Source organism: Kitasatospora sp. GAS204B, assembly GCF_029892155.1.
GTDB lineage: Bacteria > Actinomycetota > Actinomycetes > Streptomycetales > Streptomycetaceae > Kitasatospora.
This window is the reverse complement of sequence record NZ_JARZAG010000019.1, coordinates 100,988-125,532: the sequence shown is the minus strand read 5'-3', so window position 1 is coordinate 125,532 and position 24,545 is coordinate 100,988. Positions and strand designations below refer to the sequence as shown.

At 72.8% G+C, this 24,545-nt stretch carries 22 protein-coding genes; 6 read left to right on the top strand and 16 right to left on the bottom strand.

Annotated features, from left to right (window positions below; all coding sequences use genetic code 11):
* Positions 1-59: 59 nt before the first annotated feature.
* From P3T41_RS24625 to P3T41_RS24595, 7 genes are all read right to left on the bottom strand, one after another.
* A complete protein-coding gene (locus P3T41_RS24625) occupies positions 60-1,895 on the bottom strand; it encodes a Stealth CR1 domain-containing protein (protein ID WP_280692338.1) in 1,836 nt (611 codons plus the stop codon).
* Between the two features lie 172 nt (positions 1,896-2,067).
* A complete protein-coding gene (locus P3T41_RS24620) occupies positions 2,068-2,631 on the bottom strand; it encodes a 2'-5' RNA ligase family protein (RefSeq protein ID WP_280692336.1) in 564 nt (187 codons plus the stop codon).
* A gap of 11 nt (positions 2,632-2,642) precedes the next feature.
* Positions 2,643-3,683: a tryptophan--tRNA ligase gene (trpS, locus tag P3T41_RS24615; RefSeq protein ID WP_280692335.1), complete on the bottom strand. Its 1,041-nt coding sequence runs from the start codon at positions 3,681-3,683 to the stop codon at positions 2,643-2,645.
* 30 nt (positions 3,684-3,713) lie between these two features.
* The gene (locus P3T41_RS24610) at positions 3,714-5,066 is read right to left on the bottom strand and encodes a hemolysin family protein (protein WP_280692333.1); all 1,353 of its coding nucleotides are present in this window, start codon (positions 5,064-5,066) and stop codon (positions 3,714-3,716) included.
* Positions 5,067-5,147: 81 nt separating this feature from the next.
* Complete coding sequence (locus P3T41_RS24605; RefSeq protein ID WP_280692331.1) at positions 5,148-6,140, bottom strand: malate dehydrogenase; 993 nt, start codon at positions 6,138-6,140, stop codon at positions 5,148-5,150.
* A 209-nt stretch (positions 6,141-6,349) separates the two neighbouring features.
* On the bottom strand, positions 6,350-6,718 hold the full coding sequence (locus tag P3T41_RS24600) for a DUF3017 domain-containing protein (protein WP_280692329.1): 369 nt from the start codon (positions 6,716-6,718) through the stop codon (positions 6,350-6,352).
* A 96-nt stretch (positions 6,719-6,814) separates the two neighbouring features.
* Positions 6,815-7,669, bottom strand: coding sequence for a bifunctional methylenetetrahydrofolate dehydrogenase/methenyltetrahydrofolate cyclohydrolase (locus P3T41_RS24595; RefSeq protein WP_280692327.1), 855 nt, complete (start codon positions 7,667-7,669; stop codon positions 6,815-6,817).
* 281 nt (positions 7,670-7,950) lie between these two features.
* Here P3T41_RS24595 and P3T41_RS24590 point away from each other — a divergent pair, with 281 nt between their 5' ends.
* From P3T41_RS24590 to P3T41_RS24580, 3 genes are all read left to right on the top strand, one after another.
* Positions 7,951-8,367 carry a DUF2752 domain-containing protein gene (locus P3T41_RS24590; RefSeq protein ID WP_280692325.1) on the top strand — a complete coding sequence of 139 codons (417 nt, stop codon included), beginning with the start codon at positions 7,951-7,953 and terminating at the stop codon, positions 8,365-8,367.
* A gap of 73 nt (positions 8,368-8,440) precedes the next feature.
* Positions 8,441-9,184, top strand: a complete 744-nt coding sequence (locus P3T41_RS24585; protein ID WP_280692323.1) for an RDD family protein — start codon at positions 8,441-8,443, stop codon at positions 9,182-9,184.
* A 180-nt stretch (positions 9,185-9,364) separates the two neighbouring features.
* Positions 9,365-9,796 (top strand): RDD family protein, encoded by a 432-nt coding sequence (locus P3T41_RS24580; protein ID WP_280692321.1) that lies wholly within the window; start codon positions 9,365-9,367, stop codon positions 9,794-9,796.
* A gap of 76 nt (positions 9,797-9,872) precedes the next feature.
* On the opposite strand, the gene purH is transcribed toward P3T41_RS24580, so the two are convergent.
* Together purH and purN are read right to left on the bottom strand one after the other, a co-directional pair.
* A complete protein-coding gene (purH, locus tag P3T41_RS24575; protein ID WP_280692319.1) occupies positions 9,873-11,456 on the bottom strand; it encodes a bifunctional phosphoribosylaminoimidazolecarboxamide formyltransferase/IMP cyclohydrolase in 1,584 nt (527 codons plus the stop codon).
* A complete protein-coding gene (purN, locus tag P3T41_RS24570; protein ID WP_280692318.1) occupies positions 11,453-12,112 on the bottom strand; it encodes a phosphoribosylglycinamide formyltransferase in 660 nt (219 codons plus the stop codon). The genes purH and purN overlap by 4 nt, the downstream gene beginning before the upstream one ends.
* A 337-nt stretch (positions 12,113-12,449) precedes the next feature.
* On the opposite strand from purN, the gene P3T41_RS24565 reads away from it, so the two are divergent.
* The gene (locus P3T41_RS24565; RefSeq protein ID WP_280692316.1) at positions 12,450-13,238 is read left to right on the top strand and encodes a hypothetical protein; all 789 of its coding nucleotides are present in this window, start codon (positions 12,450-12,452) and stop codon (positions 13,236-13,238) included.
* A gap of 46 nt (positions 13,239-13,284) precedes the next feature.
* Here the strand turns inward: P3T41_RS24565 and P3T41_RS24560 are convergent, their stop codons facing one another.
* Positions 13,285-14,292 carry a glycosyltransferase family 2 protein gene (locus tag P3T41_RS24560; protein WP_280692315.1) on the bottom strand — a complete coding sequence of 336 codons (1,008 nt, stop codon included), beginning with the start codon at positions 14,290-14,292 and terminating at the stop codon, positions 13,285-13,287.
* Positions 14,293-14,427: 135 nt separating this feature from the next.
* On the bottom strand, positions 14,428-15,717 hold the full coding sequence (locus P3T41_RS24555; protein WP_280692313.1) for a DUF6350 family protein: 1,290 nt from the start codon (positions 15,715-15,717) through the stop codon (positions 14,428-14,430).
* A gap of 76 nt (positions 15,718-15,793) precedes the next feature.
* Between P3T41_RS24555 and P3T41_RS24550 the strand changes: the two genes are divergently transcribed.
* Positions 15,794-16,798, top strand: a complete 1,005-nt coding sequence (locus tag P3T41_RS24550) for a sigma factor-like helix-turn-helix DNA-binding protein (protein ID WP_280692311.1) — start codon at positions 15,794-15,796, stop codon at positions 16,796-16,798.
* Here the strand turns inward: P3T41_RS24550 and sucD are convergent.
* From sucD to P3T41_RS24525, 5 genes are all read right to left on the bottom strand, one after another.
* On the bottom strand, positions 16,702-17,586 hold the full coding sequence (gene sucD / locus P3T41_RS24545; protein WP_280692309.1) for a succinate--CoA ligase subunit alpha: 885 nt from the start codon (positions 17,584-17,586) through the stop codon (positions 16,702-16,704). The genes P3T41_RS24550 and sucD overlap by 97 nt on opposite strands.
* Positions 17,587-17,603: 17 nt before the next feature.
* Positions 17,604-18,779 (bottom strand): ADP-forming succinate--CoA ligase subunit beta, encoded by a 1,176-nt coding sequence (sucC, locus tag P3T41_RS24540; RefSeq protein ID WP_280692307.1) that lies wholly within the window; start codon positions 18,777-18,779, stop codon positions 17,604-17,606.
* Positions 18,780-19,047: 268 nt separating this feature from the next.
* On the bottom strand, positions 19,048-20,232 hold the full coding sequence (locus P3T41_RS24535) for a VWA domain-containing protein (RefSeq protein WP_280692306.1): 1,185 nt from the start codon (positions 20,230-20,232) through the stop codon (positions 19,048-19,050).
* Entirely contained in the window at positions 20,229-22,724 is a 2,496-nt protein-coding gene (locus tag P3T41_RS24530; protein ID WP_280692468.1) for a DUF5682 family protein, read from the bottom strand. The genes P3T41_RS24535 and P3T41_RS24530 overlap by 4 nt, the downstream gene beginning before the upstream one ends.
* Positions 22,725-22,822: 98 nt before the next feature.
* Positions 22,823-23,911 carry an AAA family ATPase gene (locus P3T41_RS24525; protein ID WP_280692304.1) on the bottom strand — a complete coding sequence of 363 codons (1,089 nt, stop codon included), beginning with the start codon at positions 23,909-23,911 and terminating at the stop codon, positions 22,823-22,825.
* A 127-nt stretch (positions 23,912-24,038) separates the two neighbouring features.
* Between P3T41_RS24525 and P3T41_RS24520 the strand changes: the two genes are divergently transcribed.
* Positions 24,039-24,533 carry a Uma2 family endonuclease gene (locus P3T41_RS24520; protein WP_280692467.1) on the top strand — a complete coding sequence of 165 codons (495 nt, stop codon included), beginning with the start codon at positions 24,039-24,041 and terminating at the stop codon, positions 24,531-24,533.
* Positions 24,534-24,545 lie beyond the last annotated feature (12 nt).

The following is a 24,545-nucleotide window of genomic DNA, read 5'->3' as shown; positions in this document are numbered from 1 at the left end:
CCGTGACCTGAGTGCTGGTCACGGGGCCCGCGGGCTTTCGCGTCGGGTACGGCCGGGGGTCAGCCGTGCTGCTCGACCAGGTGTGGCTGCGGGGCGGAGCCCGCCGACTCGGCGGGCCCGGTGGTCGGGTCGAGCTGCTCGGCCGGCGCGGTCTGCTCGGGAGCGGTCCGGGCCGCCGGTGCCGGCAGCGACTGCTCGAAGGGGCCCGCCACCGGGAAGTAGTCCTGCAGGAAGGCCGTGACGATCCGGTCCTGTTCGGGCCTGGGCACCTGTGCCAGGACGCCGTCGTTGAGGCAGAAGGTGTCGATCGCGCGCTCCCCGAGCAGACCGGGCAGCTGCTCCAGGGCGGCCTGCCGGTCGACGTCCACGTAGCGGTGGCCGATCCGGCCCCAGGCGACCCGGCCGGCGAGGTACCCGCGGCTGACGGCGAGGGTGATCGGCGCGATGTCGGTGGTCGAGCGAAAGGTCGAGCGCACGGTGCCGGTCAGCTCGGCGGCGAACTCCTCGGCGCTCTCGGCCAGCAGGGTGCGGGTCAGCGGGTAGGGGGCGTGGCTGAGGGTGTTGGTGGTGTCCCGGCCGAACTCGCGCCGGATCAGGGCCCGGGTGTTCTTCTGTGCGGCCACGTACTCGTCGTCGTCGCCCGTCACCGGTCCCGGCGGGATCACCCGGGAATCGAGATTGACCGCCGGCGCGCCGTTTCCGTGGAAGAACTGTTCGGGCCGAATCGGTCGTCCCAGGAACATGTCGTCGTTGAAATACAGGAAATGCTCGGCGAGACCCGGAATTCGGTGCAGCTGGGTTTCGATGGCGTGCGAGTTGAACACCGGCAGCACCGCCGGATCCGCGAAGAGCTCACGGTGCGAGACCACGGTCAGGTCCGGGTGCTCGGCCACCAGCCAGTCGGGCTGCTGCCCGTCGGTGACCAGGAAGACGTGCCGGATCCACGGGGCGTACATGGCGATGGAGCGCAGGCAGTAGCGCAGCTCATCGCGGTTGTGGAAGCGCTCGGGGCCGTCCCCGGTGGCGGGCGGCCGGTCCATCGCGGCCAGCACCGCGGCGCGCCGGCCGTGCCAGACCGGGTCGCTGTCGTCGACCCAGGTGATCACCGCGTCCACCGGAAAGGTGACGTCGTCCAGCAGTGGCCGGGCGAACGCGGCCGGCGCCGGGAATTCGCGATCGCCGATCCGCACCGTCGCCTCCGGCTCCAAGGAGGGCACCCACCAGCCGAACGGCGGCTCGTGGATCGCGGCGATCGCGCCCTGGGAGGGCCTGGCCGAATCCCAGAAGTCGAGGTCACAGCCGTGGTCCGCGGCGTAGGACAGGGTGCGCCCGCCGGTCACCACCGGCCGGTAGATCCGCACCCCTTTGACCAACACCCCGGACTCACCGGGCTCCTCGGCCGCCTCGGGGACCGCCTCCAGGGCCGCGACGGCCTGCGCCAGCTCCTCGGCGAGCACCGTGCTGAGCGTGACGTCGTGCCCCAGCAGGTCCGCATAGACCGGCTCGCCGGCGAAGGCGGCAACGCAGGCGGCGAGCACCTCGGCCCGCTGGCCGGGCGCGATCACCACCCACTGCCGGAACCCCTGACCGCGGATCGGGGCGAACACCACCCCGCTGGTGCGCAGCAGATCGGTCACCTCGGTGAAGCTGCGCAGGTAGGCGTCCCCGGAGAGCAGGTCGTCGCGTACCTCGGCCAGCAAGCCGTCGTGCCGCACCAACGCGGGCCGTCGCTCGAGCAGTTGCTCCTCGCGCTCCCGGCGCAGCTCCTCGGCGCTCGGCGGGGCGGGCGCCGGCTCGGGCTCCGGCACGGCGCCCGGCTGCTCGGCCGTCCGTTGCGCCGGCAGCACCCCGGACAACACGCCGACCCGGCGGGCCCGGCCGGCCACGGCACGCATGACTCGCCGGACCGTGCGGGGACAGCGCATCATCTCTCCAGACGGTGAGCCTTCTGGCCGATAAGCCCCCCGCAGCCATTAACGGCTGAGTATAGCGCTCAGCTGATGGTGCGGTGAATGAGAAAGTAATAAGAGATTACATTCTGTATTTCACGCAACTGATTCGCGCTGATTAACGCTGACCCAGCGGGTAAGCACGCCACGGGCGCCAGACCGCATCAGCGCCGAACCAGGAGAGCGTGACGGCGGGCACCGCGAAAGCCGCGTGGAAGGCCCGCACTTGGACCGCCGCGGCGTCCAGCACCTCCTCCGCCAGACCGTGCGCCACCGTCACGTGCGGGTGGTACGGAAACGCCAACTCCCGGGCCAGCGGGCCGGATCGGATCTCGGCCTCCAGCTCACGGCACTCCTGCGCGCCCTCCTCGACCCGGACGAAGACCACCGGGGAGACCGGGCGGAAGGTGCCGCTGCCGTGCAGCTGCATCCGGAACGGGCGGCGCCCGGCCGCCACCGCCGCCAGGTGGGCCCGCACCTGCGGCAACCGCTCGGCCGGGATCTCGGTCGGCGGCAGCAGCGTGACATGCGTGGGTATCGCCCGGGCCAGCGGATCGCCCAGCGCCGCGCGCGTGTCCTGGATCGCCGAGCCGAACGGCTCGGGCACCGTGACGGCCACGCCGATGGTCAACGACGCGCCGATGGTGGCGACCTCGGTGAGATCGCCACCATCGGCAGGCATCGGCTCGGGCATCAGCGCTTGGCGGCCGCAAGGAAGCCGATGCGGTCGTAGACCGTCGCCAGGGTCTCGCCGGCCACCGCGCGGGCCTTCTCCGCGCCCACCGCCAGCACCCGGTCCAGCTCCGCCGGGTCGTCCAGGTAGGCCTGGGTCCGCTGCTGGAACGGCACCACCCACTCGGCGAACAGCTCGGCCAGCTCGGTCTTGAGCGCGCCGTACATCTTGCCCTCGAAGTGCGCGACCAACTGCTCCACGCTCTGCCCGCTGAGCGCCGCGTGGATCCGCAGCAGGTTCGAGACGCCGGCCTTCTTCTCCTCGTCGTAGGAGACCACCGTGTCGGTGTCGGTCACCGCGCTCTTGAACTTCTTGGCGCTGAGCTTGGGGTCGTCCAGCAGGTTGACCAGGCCCTTGGGCGAGGAGGCCGACTTGCTCATCTTGGCCGTCGGGTCCTGGAGGTCCAGGATCTTCGCCGTCTCCTTGAGGATGTACGCCTTGGGCAGCGTGAAGGTCGGCGCGAAACGGCTGTTGAAGCGCTCGGCCAGGTCGCGGGTGAGCTCCAGGTGCTGGCGCTGGTCCTCGCCCACCGGCACCGCGTCGGCCTGGTAGAGCAGGATGTCGGCGACCTGCAGGATCGGGTAGGTGAAGAGGCCGACCGTGGTGCTGTCGCTGCCCTGCTTGGCCGACTTGTCCTTGAACTGGGTCATCCGGGCCGCCTCGCCGAAGCCGGTGAGGCAGTTCATCACCCAGCCGAGCTGCGCGTGCTCGGGCACCTGGGACTGGATGAAGAGGGTGCAGCGCTCCGGGTCCAGGCCGGCGCCGAGCAGCTGGGCCACCGAGACCCGGGTGTTCTCCCGCAGCTGCGCCGGATCCTGTGGAACGGTGATCGCGTGCAGGTCGACCACCATGTAGAAGGCGTCGTTCGCCTCCTGGAGGTCCACCCACTGGCGCACCGCGCCGAGGTAGTTGCCGAGGTGGAACGAGCCGGAGGTGGGCTGGATGCCGGAGAGCACCCGAGGGCGATCCTTCGCCGGACTGGTGACCGCTGCGTTGACCATGACCGCCATTCTTCCAGCTTCGGCAGGCGGTCAGGACCCGGCTTCGTTTGGAGGTTCGGACGATCGTTCGCCCGCCGCCTCGGGTGCGGGTTCGGCGCGCACCCGGATCCGGTCGATCCGCCGCCCGTCCAGCGCCGCCACGGTCAGCAGCACGCCGTGCTCGGCGCCCTCCTTGTCCACCAGCACCTGGTCACCGACCTCGGGCAGCTCGCCCAGCTCGGCCACCACGTAGCCGGCCACCGTCTCGTACGGGCCCTCGGGCAGCGCCACCCCGGTCTCCTCGGCGAAGTCCGGCAGGTTGAGCAGACCGTTGACCTCGACCCCGCCGCCCGCCAGCCGCCGGGTCGCGGTGGTCTCCTGGGCGTCGTACTCGTCGCGGATCTCGCCGATCACCTCCTCGACCAGGTCCTCCAGCGTGACGATGCCGGCCGTGCCGCCGTACTCGTCCACCACCATCGCCAGGTGGTGGCCCTCACGGCGCATCTCGCTCATCGCCTCCAGCACCTTCTTGGTGGCCGGCAGCAGCTTGACCGGACGGGCGATCTCGCGCACCCGCAGCGCCCGCTCACCACGGGCCCGGTAGAGGTCACGGACGTGGACGAAGCCGACCACCGCGTCGTAGGAGCCCTCGACCACCGGGTAACGCGAGTGCGGCGAGGTGCTGGTCTCCTCGCGGACCTCGGTGAGCGGCTGGTCGGCGTCCAGGAAGGTGACCTCGGTGCGCGGCACCATCACCTCGCGCAGCTGGCGCTCGCCGGCCGCGAAGACATCGGCGATCAGCGCCCGCTCGTCGCTGCCCAGCTCGGTGTTGGCGGCCACCAGGCCGCGCAGCTCCTCCGAGCTCATCGAACCGCGCCCGGCCTTGGGGTCGCCGCCGAAGAGGCGGACCATCAGGTTGGTGGAACGGCCGAGCAGCCAGATCACCGGGCGCAGCACCACCGACATGACGTCGACCACCGGCGCGGCCAGCAGCGCGATCGACTCCGCCCGCTGCAGGCCGATCCGCTTGGGCGTCAGCTCGCCGAGCACCAGTGAGATGTAGGAGATCAGCAGGGTCAGCCCGACCAGGGCGACCGCGTCCGCGACCCCGCTGGACAGGCCCAGCCGGACGAAGACCGGGGAGAGCTTGCCGGCCAGCGTGTCCGCGCCGAAGGCGGCCGAGAGGAAGCCCATGCAGGTCACCCCGACCTGGACGGCGGCCAGGAAGCGGTTCGGATCGGCGGCCAGGTGGGCGGCCCGGGCCGCCCGCTTGGTGCCGCGCTCCGCCAGTGCCCTGATCTGCCCCTCGCGCAGCGAGATCAGCGAGATCTCGGCGATGTTGAACAGCCCACCGAGGACGATGAAGAGCAGGACGAGGGCGGCGTCCTGGAGGGTTTCGTTCACGGTCGGCCAGTGTAAGCGCCCCCGGCCGACCGCTTCTGAACCGAAGCGGTCGGCCGGGGCACGGGTACGGCGGGGTGTTCGTCAGATGAGACCGAGCTCGGTGACCGCGTCGCGCTCCTCGGCCAGCTCGCCGACCGACTTGTCGATCCGGGCGCGGTCGAAGTCGGAGATCTCCAGGCCCTGGACGATCTCGAACTTGCCGTCCTTGGTGGTGACCGGGAAGGAGGAGATCAGGCCGGCCGGCACGCCGTAGGAGCCGTCGGAGACGATGCCCATCGAGGTCCAGTCGCCCGCCGGGGTGCCGTTGACCCAGGTGTGGACGTGGTCGATGGCGGCGTTGGCGGCCGAGGCGGCCGAGGAGGCGCCACGGACCTCGATGATCTCGGCGCCTCGCTTGGCGACCTTCGGGATGAAGAAGTCCTCCACCCACTTCTGGTCGCCGCCGACGGCGTCGAAGGCGCTCTTGCCGGAGATCTCGGCGTGGAACAGGTCCGGGTACTGGGTGGCGGAGTGGTTGCCCCAGATGGTGACCTTCTTGACGTCCTCGACCGTCACGCCGGCCTTCTTGGCCAGCTGGGCCATCGCCCGATTGTGGTCCAGGCGGGTCATCGCGGTGAACCGCTCGGCCGGCACGTCGGGGGCGTTGCGCTGGGCGATCAGGGCGTTGGTGTTGGCCGGGTTGCCGACCACCAGGACCTTGATGTCATCGGCGGCGTGCGCGTTGATGGCCTTGCCCTGCGGGCCGAAGATGCCACCGTTGGCCTGCAGCAGGTCGCCGCGCTCCATGCCGGCGGTGCGCGGGCGGGCGCCGACCAGCAGGGCGACGTTGGCGCCGTCGAAGGCCGTGTTCGCCTGGTCGGTGATGGTGATGTCGCGCAGCAGCGGGAAGGCGCAGTCGTCGAGCTCCATGGCGACGCCCTCGGCGGCCTTGAGGCCCTGCGGGATCTCCAGCAGGCGCAGGTTCACCGGCACGTCCGCGCCGAGCAGGTGGCCCGAGGCGATGCGGAAGAGCAGCGCATAGCCGATCTGGCCGGCCGCTCCGGTGACGGTGACGTTGACGGGGGTGCGAGTCATGTTTCCTTCTCCAGCGATCGCCAGCATGCCCCAGGGCACGTCGGCGCACTGGAGCCGAGGATGTTTTCTCTCGACATCGAGAGAACCGGCGTCAGGTTATCGCAAGGGCGCCCCGAGGGCGTGCCCACCGGCGTGGCTGGTGCGTCACAGCGTGCCGGAGCCCGCCCCGGCCAGGGGCGGGCTCCGGCGAACGCCCGTCGGCGCCGGCGTCAGTGGCGCTGCCCGATATAGCTGCCGATGTCCTCCACCGCCGGCAGCCGCAGCCAGGGGTCCGGCTGGGCCACCAGGGCGAGCAGCACGATCACGGCCGCGAAGAAGAGCAGCACCAGCACGTCGGTGAACCGGCTGCGCACCGCGAGCATCCCGACCTCCGGCAGCAGCAGCCGCAGCAGGGCGCCGAACAGCATGCCGCCGCCGATGGTCAGCAGGCCGTAGCGGAAGTCGTCGAGCCAGGCGACCAGCAGCCCGATCGCGACCACCAGCATGACCAGCGTTATCGGCCATTGCCGCACCGGCAGCGAGTGGCCGCGGTCCAGGGCCGCCTTGGCGCCCTCCGGCGGCAGTGTCCCCGTGGCCACAGGCCCGGTGTTCGGTGCCGCTCTGTTCCGGGCCGTCCGGCGACGTGCGGACCGGCCCGTTCGTACCGCGCTCATTTCCGATCCCCAGGGTGGCGACTAGTGGGCGGTCTGGCGCTCGGCCGCCTCGACGATGTTGTTGAGCAGCATGGCGCGGGTCATCGGGCCGACACCACCCGGGTTGGGTGAGAGCCAGCCGGCCACCTCCGCGACGGCCGGGTGCACGTCGCCGACCAGGCCGGCCTCGGTGCGGCTGACGCCCACGTCCAGCACGGCCGCGCCCGGGCGCACGTCCTGCGCCTTGACCAGGTAGGGGACGCCCGCCGCGGCGACGATGATGTCGGCCCGGCGCAGGTGCTCGGAGAGGTTGCGGGTGCCGGTGTGGCAGAGCGTCACGGTCGCGTTCTCGCTCTTGCGGGTGAGCAGCAGGCCGATCGAGCGGCCCACGGTGACGCCGCGGCCGACCACCACCACGTCGGCGCCGTTGATCTCCACGTCATGACGGCGCAGCAGTTCCACGATGCCGTAGGGGGTGCAGGGCAGCGGGCCGTCGATGCCGAGCGCCAGGCGGCCCAGCGAGGTGGGGTGCAGGCCGTCGGCGTCCTTGTCCGGGTCCATCAGTTCCAGCACCGGGTTGGCGTCCAGGCCCTTGGGGAGCGGCAGCTGGACGATGTAGCCGGTGCAGGCGGGGTCCTCGTTCAGCTCGCGGACGACGGCCTCGACGTCGGCCTGGCTGGCGGTGGCGGGCAGCTCGCGCTGGATGGAGGCGATGCCGACCTGGGCGCAGTCGCGGTGCTTGCCGCGCACGTAGGAGTGGCTCCCCGGGTCGTCGCCGACCAGTACGGTGCCGAGGCCCGGGGTGATGCCCCGCTCCTTGAGAGCCGCGACGCGGACGGCGAGTTCGGACTTGATCGCGGCGGCGGTGGCCTTGCCATCGAGAATCTGGGCAGTCATACCCCTATCCTCCCGGATCGGCGGCACTGCTCGGCACGCCGCTCTCCGCGCGCCCGCATCTTAACGGAACGTGTGGATCCGGTTGCAGTTGCGCCACAGTTCTGTCCACACCCTGCCAACGCGCTGGACAGCGTGGCCCGCTGCCGTCGACCATAGGCTCCGAGCACCAGTCACATGGCCCGCGCAGCGCCGAAACTGCGGCCCGCGGGTGATCGGGGGAGAACGTTCGTGACCACTCCATCGCAACAGCTTCCGGGACACCCGCCGCCATCCGGCCTGCGGTGATCACCCCGGTGCGGGCCGCCCGGCCCGCCCGGACGCCCGCCGGCCCGACCACCCGGTTCACCCGCACCGCCCTGCGCTGCGCGCTGGCGACCGGCGCGGCGCTGGCGGTCGCCGTGCTGCACGACGCGCACGATCCCGGGGTGCTCTGCCCGCTGCGCCGCCTCACCGGCATCCCGTGCCCGGCCTGCGGCAGCACCACGGTCTTCATCGAGGCCGGACACGGCCACTGGCTGGCCGCCCTGACGGCCAATCCGGTGACCGTCGTCGCGGTACTCGGCCTGCTCACCGCGCCGCTCGGCGGGGACGCCTGGTGGTGGTCGCTGACGCCGCGTCGGCGCGGGGTCGTGATCGGCGGCGCGCTGGCGGTCGCCTGGATCTGGCAGCTCTTCCGCCTGGGTGTCGCACCGTCATAGCGCTCCACTAGTCTCACCCGCTGTCCCCACTGTCCCAACTGCCCGCAGAGCTCGTCCCGCCCGGAGGCATTCCGTGTCCTACCCGCCCGACCCGAACAACCCCTACGGCCAGCCCCAGCAGGCGCCCTACGGTCAGCCCCAGCAGCCGTACGGCCAGCCCCAGCAGGCGCCGTACGGCGTCCCGCCGCAGCAGAACCCGTACGGCCAGCAGCCGCCGGCCTACGGCTACCCGCAGCAGGGTGCCCCGAACTACGGTTACCCGCAGCAGGACGCCGCTCCCTACGGCTACGCCCCGGCGGGCCCGCCGGTGGTGGCCAGCTGGGGCGCCCGGGTCGGTGGGTACATCATCGACTCGCTGGTGATCTTCGTGCCGTTCACCATCTGCTACTTCATCGGCATCGCGATGGTGGTGGGCAGCGTGGCCTCTGGCGTGCCCAACTGCACCTTCCCCACCGACCCGAGCGACACCTCGGCCCCGGTCTGCACCCCCGCCACCACGACCGCCTCCACCGGTCTGAGCGGCGGCGGCGTGGCGATCATCCTGGTCGGCGCCGTGCTCACGCTGGGCCTGCTCATCTGGCAGCTGGTCCGCGAGGGCAGCACCGGCCAGACCATCGGCAAGCGCGCCGTGGGCATCAAGCTGGTCCGCGAGATCGACGGCCGGCCGCTCGGCTTCGGCATGGCCTTCGTGCGCAAGCTCGCGCACGTCCTGGACAACCTGCTCTGCGGCCTCGGCTACCTCTGGCCGCTCTGGGACGACAAGGGCCAGTGCTTCGCCGACAAGGTGACCAACAGCCTGGTGATTCGCGCGCAGTAGCTCGCGCGGCTGCCCGGTAGCGGGCGGCACGGTTTTCCACTGAGCACGGCTGATGGCCCGGTCGCTCCGGACGGAGCGAACGGGCCGTCGGCGTTCTCGGGCAGCTCCCGCACGAACCGGCATCAAGCAGCGACGCCAAGCACCGACGCCAGGCGCCGGTACGACGATCAGAAGGATCCGATGAGCAACGCGTACGACCAGCGGCCACCCGGCTACGACCTGCCCTACCCGCCCGCTCCGCCGCTGGCCAACTGGGGCCGGCGGGTGGTCTCCTTCCTCATCGACTGGCTGATCGTGGGCCTGCCCGGTACGGCCATCCAGCTCGCCACCGGGTCGTCGCTGGGCAGCCTGGTGAACCTGGTGACGCTGCTGGTCGTGGCGAACATGGAGGGGAGCACCGGCCAGTCGCCCGGCAAGAAGGTGGTCGGCACCAGGGTGCTGCGGATAGCCGACGGCAGCTACCTCGGCACCGGCCTGGCGATCGGCCGCCGGCTGCTGCACCTGCTGGACGCGCTCTGCTGCCTGATCGGCTACCTGTGGCCGCTCTGGGACGCCAAGCGGCAGACCTTCGCGGACAAGATGGCCGGCACGGTGGTCGTGGTCACCGGCTGAGGCCCCCAAAAAAAGACAACGAGACGGCTGACGGGCCGTGGGAGAGATCCCACGGCCCGTCAGCCGATCGGCACGATCAGTGGAAGAAGTGCCGGGTCCCGGTGAAGTACATGGTCACCCCGGCCGCCGCGGCCGCCGCGATGACCTCCTCGTCCCGCACCGAGCCGCCCGGCTGGACCACGGCCTTGACGCCGGCGTCGAGCAGGATCTGCAGGCCGTCGGCGAACGGGAAGAACGCGTCGGAGGCGGCGAACGAACCGGCGGCACGCTCCCCGGCGCGGGCGACCGCGAGCTTGGCGGAGTCGACCCGGTTGACCTGGCCCATGCCGACCCCGACCGAGGCGCCGTCCTTGGCCAGCAGGATCGCGTTGGACTTGACGGCGCGGCAGGAGATCCAGGCGAAGGCCAGCTCGGCCAGCTCGGCCTCGGAGAGCGCCTCACCGGTGGCCAGCGTCCAGGTCGACGGGTCGTCACCGGGGGCGTCCACCCGGTCGAGCTGCTGGAAGAGCAGGCCACCGCTGATCCGGCGGGCCTCCCGGCGCTCGCACGGGGCCTCGGGCGCGCGCAGCACGCGGATGTTCTTCTTGCGGGCGAGCACCTCGACGGCGCCCGCCTCATAGTCGGGGGCGACGACGACCTCGGTGAAGATCGGCGCGATCTGCTCGGCCAGCTCGACGGTGACCGGGCGGTTGACCGCGATCACGCCACCGAACGCGGAGAGCGGGTCGCAGGCGTGCGCCTTGCGGTGCGCCTCCGCGACGTCCGCGCCGACCGCGATGCCGCACGGGTTGGCGTGCTTGATGATCGCGACGGCCGGGCCCGCGTGGTCGTAGGCGGCGCGGCGGGCGGCGTCGGTGTCGACGTAGTTGTTGTAGGACATCTCCTTGCCGTGCAGCTGCTCGGCGGCCGCGAGGCCCCCGGTGCCGTCGGTGTAGAGCGCCGCGCGCTGGTGCGGGTTCTCGCCGTACCGCAGCACGTTCGAGCGCTCCCAGGTGGCGCCGAGGAAGGCCGGGAACGGCTCCTCGGACTCGGTGTAGCCCGAGACCTCGAACCACTGCGCCACCGCGACGTCGTACGCGGCGGTGTGCGCGAAGGCCGCGCCGGCCAGCCGCTTGCGGGTCAGCAGGTCGAACCCGCCGGCCCGGACGGCGGCCAGCACGTCCGCGTAGCGGGCCGGGTCGACCACCACCGCGACCGAGGGGTGGTTCTTGGCGGCGGCGCGCACCATGCTCGGGCCGCCGATGTCGATCTGCTCGACGCACTCGTCCGGGGTGGCGCCGGAGGCGACGGTGGCGGCGAACGGGTAGAGGTTCACCACGACCAGGTCGAAGGGCTCGATGCCCAGCTCGGCCAGCTGCGCGCGGTGCGACTCCAGGCGCAGGTCGGCCAGCACGCCGGCGTGCACCCGGGGGTGCAGCGTCTTCACGCGCCCGTCCAGGCACTCCGGGAAGCCGGTGAGCTCGGAGACCTCGGTGACCGGGACGCCGGCGGCGGCGATCCTGGCGGCGGTGGAGCCGGTGGAGACCAGCTCGACCCCGGCGGCGTGCAGGCCCTGGGCCAGCTCCTCCAGGCCGGTCTTGTCGTACACGCTGACCAGCGCGCGGCGGATCGGACGGATGTCCTCGGAGACGGGCGGCGCGGCGTGGGGGGCGGAACTCATGCCGGGATCCAAACCTTTCGGTCTTCGATGCGGTGTCCTTCGCGGGCGAGACGGCCCACGACCTCGACGAGCAGCTGACGCTCGACAGTCTTGATGCGCTCGTGCAGCGCTTCGCCGCCATCGGCATGGTCGGCGTCGGTGACCTGCACGACGCCCTGCGCGATGATCGGACCGGTGTCCACCCCGGCGTCGACCAGGTGGACGGTGCAGCCGGTGACCTTGACCCCGTAGGCGAGCGCGTCGGAAACGCCGTGGGCGCCGGGGAAGGCGGGCAGCAGGGCAGGGTGGGTGTTGACGATCCGGCCGCTCCAGGCGCCCAGGAAGCGCTCACCGAGGATCTTCATGAAGCCGGCGGTGATCACCAGGTCGGGCTGCCAGGCCTGCACGGCCGCGGTCAGCGCGGTGTCCCAGGCGGCCCGGTCGGGGTAGTCCTTCACCCGGTGCACGAAGGTCGGGATGCCGGCGCGCTCGGCGCGCTCGAGCCCCGCGATGCCGTCCCGGTCGGCACCGACGGCGACGATCTCGGCGCCGTAGCCGGGATCGGCGACCGCCTCGATCAGGGCCTGGAGGTTGGTGCCGGAGCCGGACACCAGGACCAGCAGCCGGGCAGGGCGGTCGGACGGGGGCGGGAAGGCGAGCGGGTGAGCGGCAGCCACTGCGCTGGATCTCCGTAAACGTCGGGTGCCCGCCCGCTGGTACGTCCACCGGGCGGTGGGGCCACTACGGACAGGCGGCAGGTCGGCGGCCGGTGGGTTCGCCGGATGCGCGCGGCGTGCGAGGAGCCCGGGAACCTGGGAGAGCTGCCGACCGTCACCACGATAACGGCTGGTTGAACGCAGGTTGGCCAGGGATTCTGCTTGACGCGCGTAGATGAGAGCGGGATCTCCCGGCGCCGCCCGACGAGCCGCTCTCAGGACCGTGGCACCGCGAACGGCAGGCCGGGCTCAGCTCCTCATCGGCCTGCGGGATCATGGGTCGCGACGCCCTACGACGATGAGGACCTCGACCGACATGAGCAGCGGCAAGAGCAGCGACGAGCGCAACCCCTTCGCTCCGCCGCCGGAGGATGCCCCGGACCAGCCGTGGCGGCCGCGCCTCCCGCAGGGGCCCTCGGACGGCGCGCCCCAGGGCGAACCCGAGGACGGCGACCGCCCCACCGGTGAGGGCCGGCCCGGCAGAGCGCCGGTGCCGCCGCCGCACCCGTGGAGCCCGAACTGGCAGGGCGGTGGCGGCCCGGGCTGGCCGGACCGCCAGCCGGGTCCGCAGCAGCCGCGCTTCGACCCCAACGACCCGCAGCACCGCCGCTCGCGCTACGCGTTGATGAGCGGCATGGCCGCGCTCTTCTGCGGGCTGCAGAACATCGCCTCGCTCGCCCTGCTGTTCGGTGCCCTCGCCCTCTACTGGGGCATCAGCGCGCTGCGCCCGGCCACCGCACCGAACCCGGCCAGCACGGCGAACGCGGCAAGCACAGCGAACGCGGCGAGCACGGCGGCCGTCGAGCGGACTGCCGAGCGGACCGCGGAGCGCGCGGCCGAGGCCCCGAGCGGCGCCCCGGTCACCTGGCCCTACGGCCAGCGCAGCCGCCCGCAGATGCCGGCGGCACTCGGCGGCCTGCTCACCGGCGGGGTGGCCATCTTCCTGGTGCTCAGCTTCTTCTCGGTGCAGCTGGCCTACCGCCCGTACTTCACCTGCGTCAACGACTCGCTGACCGCGGTGGGCCAGCAGAGCTGCTCGACCCTGGCCCCGCAGTGGGTGGTCACCCTCACCGACCCGCAGAACTGAGCCGCCCGCAGCCCGCCGCCCCCGCCGACACGGCTCCCGGGGTCGGTCAGCGCACCTCGGTCAGCTCCGGCTCCCGGGGTGCCGCGAAGTTCGCCGACTCCTGGCCGTCGTCGGCCGAGTCGTAGCCGATGAAGTAGGTGGGACGGCTCTGCACGGCGGTGTAGATCCGTCCTATGTACTCGCCCAGCAGACCGACGCAGATCAGCTGGATGCCACCGATGAAGAGCATCCCGACGAACAGCGAGGTCCACCCCGGCACGGTGTGACCCGCCAGGTGGACCGCCAGCGTCGCGATCGACATCCCGAAGCACGCGAAGAAGCTCGCCACGCCCAGCCAGGTCGCGATCCGCAACGGCGCCGCGGAGAAGTTGGTGATGCTGTCCACCGCCAGGCGGATCATCTTGCTCAACGGGTACTTGGTCTCCCCCGCCACCCGCTCGTCACGGTGATACGTGACCTGACCACTGCGAAAGCCCAGCCACGGCACCAGCAACCGGTAGACCTGCTGCTGATCCGGCAACGCCTTCAGCGCGTCGACCGCCTCGCGGCTCAACAGCCGGAAGTCACCCGCCTGCGAAGGCACCCGCTTACCGACCAGCCGGCGCATCAGCCAGTAGTACAGACCCGCCGTACGACGCTTGAACCCGCTGTCGGTGCTGCGGTCCGACCGCACCCCGTAGACGATGTCGAGGTCGTCGCGCCTGGCGAGCTCCAGCATCTCGGCGATCTTCTCCGGCGGATCCTGCAGGTCCGCGTCGATGCTCGCCACATACGCGCCCACGGCGCTGTGCAGACCCGCCGTCAGCGCCGCCTGATGCCCCGAGTTGCGACGCAGCTCCACCACCCGCAGCTCACTCCACTCGCCGCGCAGCTCGCGCAGCAGCGCGGACGTACCGTCGGTGCTGCCGTCGTTCACCGCGACGACCTCGTAGCGGACGCCGGTGCCGTCCAGGGCCGGGCGAAGCCGGGCGACCAGGGCGGGCAGCGCCTCCTGCTCGTTGTACATCGGAATGACGACGGACAACTCGGTCCGGTTGTCAGGCGCAGGAGTCATCGGATCCCTTTCCCATCCCAGGAGGGCGTCAGCGGGTGGCGTCGGCTCCGCCACCCGCACCGCGTCCGACACTGGCCGCGCATCCTGTCAACCAGCCTTGTGCCCGCCATCAGCACGATGTCCGTCCCCCAGGTCCTAGGCCGGCAGGTCACCCGCCGCCCGGCGCAGCAGCCACCAGCGCAGCGCGGGCGCGCCGGGGACCGCCACCACCGCCACCCAGCCGGCCGCCGCCAGCCCGCAGAACGCCGAGGGTCCCAGCTGCGCCATCCGCCCGGCGCCGACCGCTCCCCCGGCCAGCCGGGCGCCGAGGGCCACCGCCAGGCCGACCACGAGCGCGCTCAGCCCGGCGGCGAGCGCGGTGGCGCCGGGACGCCACCGGGCGGGTGCCCCGGCGGACGGCGGCGTGGCGCCGGGCGCCACCGCTGCCCGGGCGAGCAGCCCGGCGGCCGCCAGGCCTGCCAGCACCGGGACCACCAGCACCAGCCGCTGCCAGGCCGAGGCGGTGGTCGGCACCAGGGCCAGCAGCGGGAAGTCCAGGCTCGGGCCGGGCGTCAGCCGGCCGGGCGCCACCACCGTGCCGACCCCCAGCGCGAAACCCGGCCCGAGTGCGTAACCGATGCTCCAGAGCACCGCGTTGGGCACCAGCAGCAGGCAGCAGAGCAGCAGGCCGAGCGCCCCGGGCAGGCTGCCGCCGGTCAGCGTGCGCAGCGCGGGCCCGGTGCTGTCGGTGCGCAGCAGCAGCACCGCGCCGAGCAGCAGCGCCCCGCCGGCCACCAGGGTCAGCAGCGCCGCCGCCGCGGCCCGGCCGGCCGCCACCGCCACGGCGCCGAGCGCCGGGCGCCCGGGCATCAGCTCGCGCAGCCGGTTCGGAAGCCGGGCGAGCAGCGGGTCCGAGATCCGCGCACGCAGGGTCGACCACCAGGCCGGTGCGGCCCCGGCGCCCGCCAGCGCGGCCGGGTAGGCCACGGCGAGCACCGCCAGCAGGTCGGGCAGCGGCCGGGCCCGCAGCGCGCCGGCCCGGGCGCAGGCGAGTGCCACCGGCAGCGCCACCGCGAGGTATCCGGCGCAGAGCGCGGCGGGCACCGCCTGGCCCCGGACGCCCGGCCGGGCCGCCACCTGGGCGGCGCCCTGCCGCAGCAGCAGCGCGCTGCACACGGTCAGCAGCAGCGGGGTGAGCGCGAGCGGGACACCGCCGCCGCCCCGGCTCAACGGCCCGCCGTGGCCGAGCAGCCAGAGCGCGCCGGCCAGCCGGGCGGCGTCGGCGGCGCTGTCCTGCGGAGCGGCCGTCAGGACCCAGAGGACCAGCACCGGGGCCCCGACCACGGCGAGTCCGAGCAGCGCCGCCGCGGCGCCCGCGAGGACCGGCGCGGAGTCGAACGCGCCGATCGCGCGCGGCAACGGACGGCCCATCAGATGCTGCGTCATGTGCCTCATGGTGCCGCCGTCACTCGTCCTGCCCCGTGCAGGAGCGAGCCGTCGACGTGTCCCCGATCATCTGATCATGCGTCAAAATTCTTCGCTCGCCGCCGCATCGCCGTCCACGTCGGCGAACTACCAGAAGCTCTACGAACGTTCGTACGACGAGCTGCTGCAGCAGACCTTCCTGCTCACCGCCGGCCACCGCCGCGGTGCGGAGCGCGCCACCCGGCAGGCCCTGGGCAGCGCCTGGAACCGCTGGTCCGAGCTGGCCGCCGAGCCCGACCCCGCGCGCTGGCTGCGCACCCGCGCCTTCGCGACGGCGCTCACTCCCTGGTACCCGCTGGGTCCGCGGTCGCGGCACCGCACCCCGCCGCTCGACTCCGCGCTCACCGCGCACGACCTGGAACTGCTCACCGCGCTGCGCCGGCTGAGCCGCGCGCGCCGCCAGGTCGTGGTGCTGCACGACGCGCTCGGCCTGGCGGCGGCGGAGATCGCCGTCGAGGTCGAGGCCAGCGCGGCCGCCGTCGGCCACCGGCTGCACGCCGCGCACCTCGACCTGGTCCGCGCGGTGCCCGCGCTGGTCGGCCCCGATCCGGCCGCCCCCGACTTCGCGCCGCGGCTCGGTGGGCTGCTCTACCAGGCCGCCGTGCGCGGCTGCCCGAGCGGCGCCGAGCCCCGGCAGGCCGACCTGCGGTGCCGGGCCGCCGCCCGGGCGCGGGCCCTGGCGCTGCCGGCCGGCGCCGCGCTGCTGGTGCTGGCCACCACGGCCTCGATCACCGGCACCCTGGACGGGCACGGCCCGTCGGCCTGGTTCAACCCCCGCCCCGTCCCGGCCCCGCTCTGCACCGGCACCGCGAACGGCAGCGCGGGACCGGCCACCCCGGCCGGCACCCCGGGCATCCGCAGCTTCTGGTGCGGCCCCGGAAAAACGCCGCACCCCGGACCGGCGAACCGGTCCGGGGTGCGGCAGCAGACACTGCTGACCGAGCGTCAGCCCTTGATCAGCTCACGCGCCAGGCGAGCGGTCTCGGACGGCGTCTTGCCGACCTTGACACCGGCGGCCTCCAGGGCCTCCTTCTTCGCCTGAGCGGTGCCCGAGGAGCCCGAGACGATGGCGCCGGCGTGGCCCATGGTCTTGCCCTCCGGGGCGGTGAAGCCCGCGACGTAGCCGACGACCGGCTTGGTCACGTTCTCCTTGATGAAGGCCGCGGCGCGCTCCTCGGCGTCGCCACCGATCTCACCGATCATCACGATGATCTCGGTCTCCGGGTCGGCCTCGAACGCGCGCAGCGCGTCGATGTGGGTGGTCCCGATGACCGGGTCGCCACCGATGCCGACGGCCGAGGAGAAGCCGAGGTCGCGCAGCTCGTACATGAGCTGGTAGGTCAGCGTGCCGGACTTGGAGACCAGGCCGATCTTGCCCGCCTTGGTGATGTCCGCCGGGATGATGCCCGCGTTGGACTTCCCGGGGGAGATCAGGCCGGGGCAGTTCGGGCCGATGATCTGGGTCTTGTTGCCCTTCTCGCCGGCGTAGGCCCAGAACGAGGCGCTGTCGTGCACCGGGACGCCCTCGGTGATGACGACCGCGAGCGGGATCTCGGCGTCGATCGCCTCGACGACCGCGCTCTTGGTGAAGGCCGGCGGCACGAAGATGACGCTGACGTCGGCGCCGGTCTGCTTGATGGCCTCGGCGACGGAGCCGAAGACGGGCACCTCGGTGCCGTCGACGTCAACCGTGGTGCCGGCCTTGCGCGGGTTCACGCCGCCGACGATCTTGGTGCCGGAGGCGAGCATCCGACGGGTGTGCTTCATGCCCTCGGAGCCGGTCATGCCCTGAACGATGACCTTGCTGTCCTCGGTAAGGAAGATAGCCATGGTGAGAGTCCCCTTCCTTACTTCGCGTTGGCCAGCTCGGCGGCGCGGTCAGCGGCGCCGTCCATGGTGTCCACCTGCTCGACCAGCGGGTGGTTGCGGTCGGTCAGGATCTTGCGACCCAGCTCCGCGTTGTTGCCGTCCAGGCGGACGACCAGCGGCTTGGTGACGGCCTCGCCCTTGCTCTCCAGGAGCTCCAGGGCCTGCACGATGCCGTTGGCGACCGCGTCGCACGCGGTGATGCCACCGAAGACGTTGACGAAGACCGACTTGACGTCGGCGTCGCCCAGGATGATCTCCAGGCCGTTCGCCATCACCTCGGCGGAGGCGCCGCCGCCGATGTCGAGGAAGTTGGCGGGCTTGACGCCACCGTGGTTCTCACCGGCGTAGGCGACGACGTCCAGGGTGCTCATGACGAGACCCGCGCCGTTGCCGATGATGCCGACCTCACCGTCGAGCTTGACGTAGTTGAGGTTCTTGGCCTTGGCGGCGGCCTCCAGCGGGTTGGCCGCGGCGTGGTCGACCAGCGCCTCGTGCTCCGCCTGGCGGAACTCGGCGTTCTCGTCCAGCGAGACCTTGCCGTCGAGCGCGATGACCTTGCCGTCACCGGTCTTGACCAGCGGGTTGACCTCGACCAGCAGGGCGTCTTCCTTGATGAAGACGTCCCACAGGCGCTGCAGGACCACGATCACCTGGTCGGCGATCTCGGCCGGGAACTTCGCGGCGGCGACGATCTCGGCGGCCTTCTCGGCGGTGCAGCCCTCGTTCGCGTCGACGGAGACCTTGGCCAGCGCCTCGGGGTTCTCCTCGGCGACGACCTCGATCTCGACGCCGCCCTCCTTGCTGGCCATCGCCAGGAAGGTGCGGTTGGCGCGGTCCAGCAGGAAGGAGACGTAGTACTCCTCCTTGATGTCCGCGGTCTCGGCCAGCATCACCTTGTGCACGGTGTGGCCCTTGATGTCCATGCCGAGGATCGCGTCGGCCTTGGCGACAGCGTCGGCCGGGTCGGCGGCGAGCTTGACGCCGCCGGCCTTGCCACGGCCACCGACCTTCACCTGAGCCTTGACGACGGCGCGTCCACCGAAGCGCTCGGCGATCGCGCGAGCGTCCTCAGCGTTCTCGATGACCTCGCCATCGAGCACGGGTACACCGTGCTTGGCGAAGAGGTCCCTCGCCTGGTACTCGAACAGGTCCACGTGTGTTCGTCCTTGTTCGTGGTCGCGGATTGTGTCTCTACGAGCGTGCCACGGCAGGATCTTCGCTGCGGGTCGTCGGGGCCGTGCGGGTACGCAGAGTTGCGGCCTTGCGGCCCACGCGGTCTCGGGCGCACACGTCAATCAACACGCGCGTCACGTCCGTCTGGCAGGGTATCGCCGCAGGACCGGCCGGATTCGCCGGTCGGCCGCCCGGATCGGGTGAGAACCGTCACAGCGGGTGCGTCACCGGGGTTCGCGCGCCCACTGTTCACCTCACGGCCGACCCGCTGTCCGGCAGTGGCAGCGGGCGCTTCGCCAGCGCCGCCGCCATGATCTCGGGGAAGCCGTCCGGGGTGCAGGCGAAGGCCGGGCAGCCGAGCGCGGCCAGCGCGGCGGCGTGCGCGTGGTCGTAGCCGGGAGCGCCCTCGTCACTGAGCGCCAGCAGCGCGATGAACTGGACCCCGGCGGCCTTCATCGCCGCCACCCGCCGCAGCATCCCGTCCCGGGCCCCGCCCTCGTGGAGATCACTGATGAGGACCAGCACGGTCTCAGCCGGACGAGTGATCCGGGACTGGCAGTAGGCCAGCGCGCGGTCGATGTCGGTGCCGCCGCCCAGCTGAGTGGCGAACAGGACGTCGACCGGGTCGGCCAGTTGCTCGGTCAGGTCGACCACCGAGGTGTCGAACACCACCAGCCGGGTGTCCAGCGTGCGCATCGAGCTGAGCACCGCGCCGAAGACCGCCGCGTACACCACGGAGGCCGCCATCGAGCCGGACTGGTCGACACAGAGGATCACCTCCTTGGTCAGCGCGCGCCGGGCCCGGGCATGGCCGACCAGGCGCTCGGGGACCACGGTGCGGTACTCGGGCAGGTAGCTGCCCAGATTGGCGCGGATGGTGCGGTCCCAGTCGATGTCGCGGTGGCGCGGGCGCCGTACCCGGGCACCGCGGTCCAACCCGCCGGTCAGCGTGGCCCGGGTCCGGTCGGCCAGCCGGCGCTCCAGGTCGGCGACCACCTTGCCGACCACCTGGCGAGCGCTCTGCCGGGTGGTCTCGGGCAGCGCGTGCTTGAGCGAGAGCAGGGTGGTGACCAGGTGGACGTCCGGCTCGACGGCCGCCAGCATCTCCGGTTCGAGCAGCAGGCGGGACAGGCCCAGGCGGCTGATCGCATCCTGCTGCAGCAGCTGGACCACCGAGGTCGGGAAGTACTCGCGGATGTCGCCGAGCCAGCGGGCCACCTGCGGGGCGCTGGCGCCCAGGCCCGCCGAGCGGCTCTGACCCCGGGCGCTCTGCGGGTCGTGCGGCGCGGCGCGGTAGAGGGCGGCGAGCGTGCGGTCGATGCCCGCGTCCCGGCCGACCGGCCGGTAGCCGGTGCTCTCGGCCTCGCCGCCGAGCACCAGACGCCAGCGGCGCAACCGCTCCTGGTCGGGGTCCAGCTCGCTCCCGGTCGTCATGCGGCACTCCTGCGGTCCAGCTGACGGGGGATCCGGACGGGCGTCGCCGCGGGCGGGTCGGGTGGCGCGGCGCGGCCCAGCAGGCGCAGCACGGTGGGCAGCGCCGCGTCGGCGCGGGCCTGGTCCAGCTCCTCGGCCGGGCCGGCGGCGCCACCGCCCGGGCCCAGCCGGCCGGCGGCCACCCGCGCGCCGACGGTGTGGCGCACGCCGGCCTCCAGCGTGGCGAAGGTGCGTCTGAGCAGCGGCAGCAGGTCGATGAACGTGTCGCCCGGCACCTCGGCCAGCCAGCCGTCGAGCAGCGTGAGCAGCCGCGGGTCGTGCAGCAGCAGGGCGCCGCCGCCGGAGAGGAAGCCCTCGACCCAGCCGGCCGCGTCGGCGGGCACCGCGGCCCTGGAGAGCACCAGGCGCAGCGAGCGCGCCGCTTCGGCCGCGTCGAGCCGGCCGTCGTCCAGCAGCAGCCGCACCGCGCGGCCGCGCAGCAGCCCCGGCACGCCGGTGGCCGCGCTCCCCGCCGGCTCGCGCCGGGCCAGCGCGGCCAGCGCGGCGGCCCAGCGGTCGGCGAGGTCGCCGGCAGTCTGCGGCCCGGCCGGTTCTGGCCCGGCCGCCGCTGGCCCGGTCGGTGACAGGGCGTCGGTTGCTCGGCCGAGCAGGCCGATCGCGCCGTGCACCGCGTCCAGCCGGGCCCGCATCGCGGCGGCGCCGGCGGTGTCCAGCCCGGTGCAGGCGGTCGGCAGGCCGACGCAGAGCCGGGTCGCCAGGCCCTGCGCGACCCCCTCCAGCGCGCCGGCGTCGGTGCCGCGGACGTCCCCGTAGCGCAGCGCGCGGACCAGCGCGGGCAGCGCGTCGGCGAGTTCGGCCGCGTCGGTGTCCAGCGCGGCCCGGTCGGCCAGTTCGCTCAGCACCGCGGGCAGCGCGGCGGGCAGCCGGGCCACCAGGCAGTGCTCGGCCAGCCCGGTGAGCGCGCCGAGTTCGACGGCCTGGGCGGCCAGCGCCGTCACCTTGGCGGTGGCGGCCGCCTCGACGGTGGTCCCCCACTGGGCGGCCTCGACCACCCGGACGGCGAACTCCGGATCCCAGTGCAGCCGCCAGCTCTCCCGGAAGGTCCCGGTGGAGTTGACGGCGGAAGCGTTCTCGGTGCCCCAGCCGACGCCGAGCAGGCGCAGCCGGTGCAGCAGCAGCGAGCGGCCCACGTCCAGCTCCCGGCGCAGGTCGAGGGTCAGTTCGCGGTCCGCGGTGTCGGGCGCCAGCCGCAGCGTGCGCTGCAGCCGGAACAGGTCGCGCTGCAGCGGCACGGTGGGGGTGGCGGCCGGCACCCGGCCGAGCGCCTCGCCGACCACCAGCCGCTCGCGCACCAGGCCGAGCGCCACCTCGGAGCCGTCGCAGAGCACCGAGCGGACCGCGTCCAGCGCCTCGGCCAGCCCGGCCGCCGGGCGGCCGCGCACGGCGGCCAGCGTCTCGGCGAGCCGGACCGACTCGATGACCTGCGCGGCGGAGACCAGGTGGTCGGCGCCGCGCAGCAGTGCGGCGGCCCGGGCCAGGAAGCTGACCAGGCCGGTACCGCCACCGCCCGGCCCGGCGGACCGGGCCGGGCGGTCGAACAGGTGCTGGTACCAGCCGGGCGACTCGATGCCGGCGCCGTAGCCGGTCCACTGGGCGAGCCGCCGGTGAGTCCAGGGCACCCAGGTGATCTCGGTCCTGAGCTTCTTCGGGAGCCCGGCGAGCAGCGCGCGGTCCGCGCCGGCGGCGGGCAGCGCGCCGAGCGCCGGCACGTGCCAGGCGCCGCAGACCACGGCGATCCGGCGGTGGCCGGCCCGCCGGGCGGCGCGGATCTGCTGGCGCATGTACGCCTCGCGCAGTTCGTCACGCCGCCCGGCGGGCGCCCCGGCCGCCACGCCCGCGCCGGGCGCGCCCGAGGCCACGGGCGCGCCGGCGGGGTGTGCGCTGGGCGAGCCCGGGGTGCCGACGTCCGGGTCGCGCAGCACGGCCATCGCCTCGGCCACCGCCGCGAACGGCGCGAGCGGGTCCCCGCCGGGCAGCCGGTGCTCGACCACGTCCTCCCACCAGGCCTCCGGGTCCGGGTGGCCGGCCGCCGCGGCGAGCCGGGCGATCGGGTCCGCCGCCGCACCGGACGGCTCGTCCGACGCCTGGCCCGAGCCCTCGGCGGCCCGCAGCGCGAAGCCGCTGCCGGCCGGCAGGTCGATGAACCGCACCGGCACCTCGGCCGCCAGCGCGTGCTGGATCGCCACCCACTCGGGCGAGAACGCGGCGAACGGCCAGAACGCCGCCAGGGCCGGGTCGTGCACCGCGTGCGCGAGCAGCGCGACCGGCGGCACCATGTCCCGCTCCGCCGCCAGACCGATGATCGGATCCGCCTCCGGCGGTCCCTCGATCAGCACCGCGTCCGGCCGCAGCTCGGCCAGCGCGGCCCCCACCGCACGGGCCGAGCCCGGTCCGTGGTGGCGTACGCCCAGCAGGGTCACCTCACCAGTCATGTCCTCCCCCTTGTCCTTTCCTGGTGTCTTGCGCGGGTCGTGCACGTCGTACAGATCGCTCAGATCGTCCAACTCCCTGTCCTCGTAGGGTGATCAGTTCATCCGGACAGCTCCCGGGCAGCCCGGTAGAAGTCCTTCCAGCCGTCCCGCTCGCGCAGCACGCCCTCCACGTACTCGCGCCACACCACCTGATCCGTGACGGGGTCGCGAACCACCGCCCCCACCAGCCCGCTCGCCACATCCCGCGCGCGCAGCACACCGTCGCCGAAGTGCGCGGCGAGCGCGAGACCGTTGGTGACCACCGAGATGGCCTCGGCGGTGGAGAGCGTGCCGGTCGGACTCTTGACCTTGGTCCGACCGTCAGCGGTGACGCCGTCGCGCAGCTCGCGGAAGACCGTGACCACTCGTCGGATCTCCTGCGTGCCGCCCGGCAGCTCGGGCAGCTCCAGCGCGCGGCCGAGTTGGTCGACCCGCCGCGCGACGATCTCGACCTCCTCGTCGAGGCTCGCCGGCAGCGGCAGCACGACCGTGTTGAAACGGCGGCGCAGCGCACTGGAGAGTTCGTTGACCCCGCGGTCTCGATCGTTGGCGGTGGCGATCAGGTTGAACCCGCGGACAGCTTGATTTTCCCAGCCCAACTCCGGTACCGGCAACGTCTTTTCCGACAGGATGGTGATCAGGCTGTCCTGCACGTCGGCCGGGATCCGGGTCAGCTCCTCGACCCTGACGATCTTGCCGTCCGCCATCGCCCGCAGCACCGGCGAGGGCACCAGCGCGGCCCGGCTCGGCCCGTTCGAGAGCAACTCGGCGTAGTTCCAGCCGTATCGCACGGCCTCTTCGGAAGTCCCCGCCGTGCCCTGCACCAGCAGCGTCGAATCCCCGCTGACGGCCGCCGCCAGATGCTCCGACACCCAGGTCTTGGCCGTCCCCGGCACCCCGAGCAGCAGCAGCGCCCGATCGGTGGCCAGGGTGCTCACCGCCACCTCCACGATCCGTCGCGGCCCCACGTACTTGGGCGTGATCACGGTGCCGTCCGGCAGCTCGCCACCCAGCAGATAGGTCGCCACCGCCCACGGCGACAACCGCCACCGCTCGGGCCGCGGCCGCTCGTCCTGCTCGGCCAGCGCGGCCAGCTCGGCGGCGAACGCGTCCTCGGCATGCGGCCGCAGAACGTCGATGGTGGTCATGGAGGGCTCCTTCGGACCGACCGCCGACGGGCATGGCGATGCCCGGGACGGTTGACATGATCGGGAAGCATCAGCACACGGACGACAGGCCCGGGCCAAGGGCTCCGGCCCGCCTGCGAGAACCACTCTGCACCCCGGCACTGACAATCGGGCGGTCACCGACCGTGCGCTCTCGCTAGCCTGGGCGCAGAGAACGAGGAGGTGCCGTGATGACCGCGACCGTGCCGGAGACCGCACACGACCTGATGCGCCTGCTCGAGAAGCTCCCGGAGTAAGAAGCTTCGAGCCGAAGCCGGACATCGTCGCGACGACCCATGAGCAGACGTCCGACAACGCGAACCCGTTCCCCGCTCAACGCGCCGACCTCGCCGTTGAGATCGTGTCCTCGGACCGGGACAGCGACTACGCGAAGAAGCGGGCCTGGTATGCCGCCAGCGAGATCCCGCTCTACCTGATCGTTGACCCGAACGAGGGAATCTGCGAGCTGCACTCGCAACCGCGTGGCAGCGACTACCGCACCGTCGCGTCCAGCGAGTTCGGCGAGGACATCGAGCTCCCCGAGCCCTTTTCCTTCCCCCTCTCCACCAAGACCTTCAAGGTCTACCCGCCAAGACGCTTCTGAGGCACTGTCAGT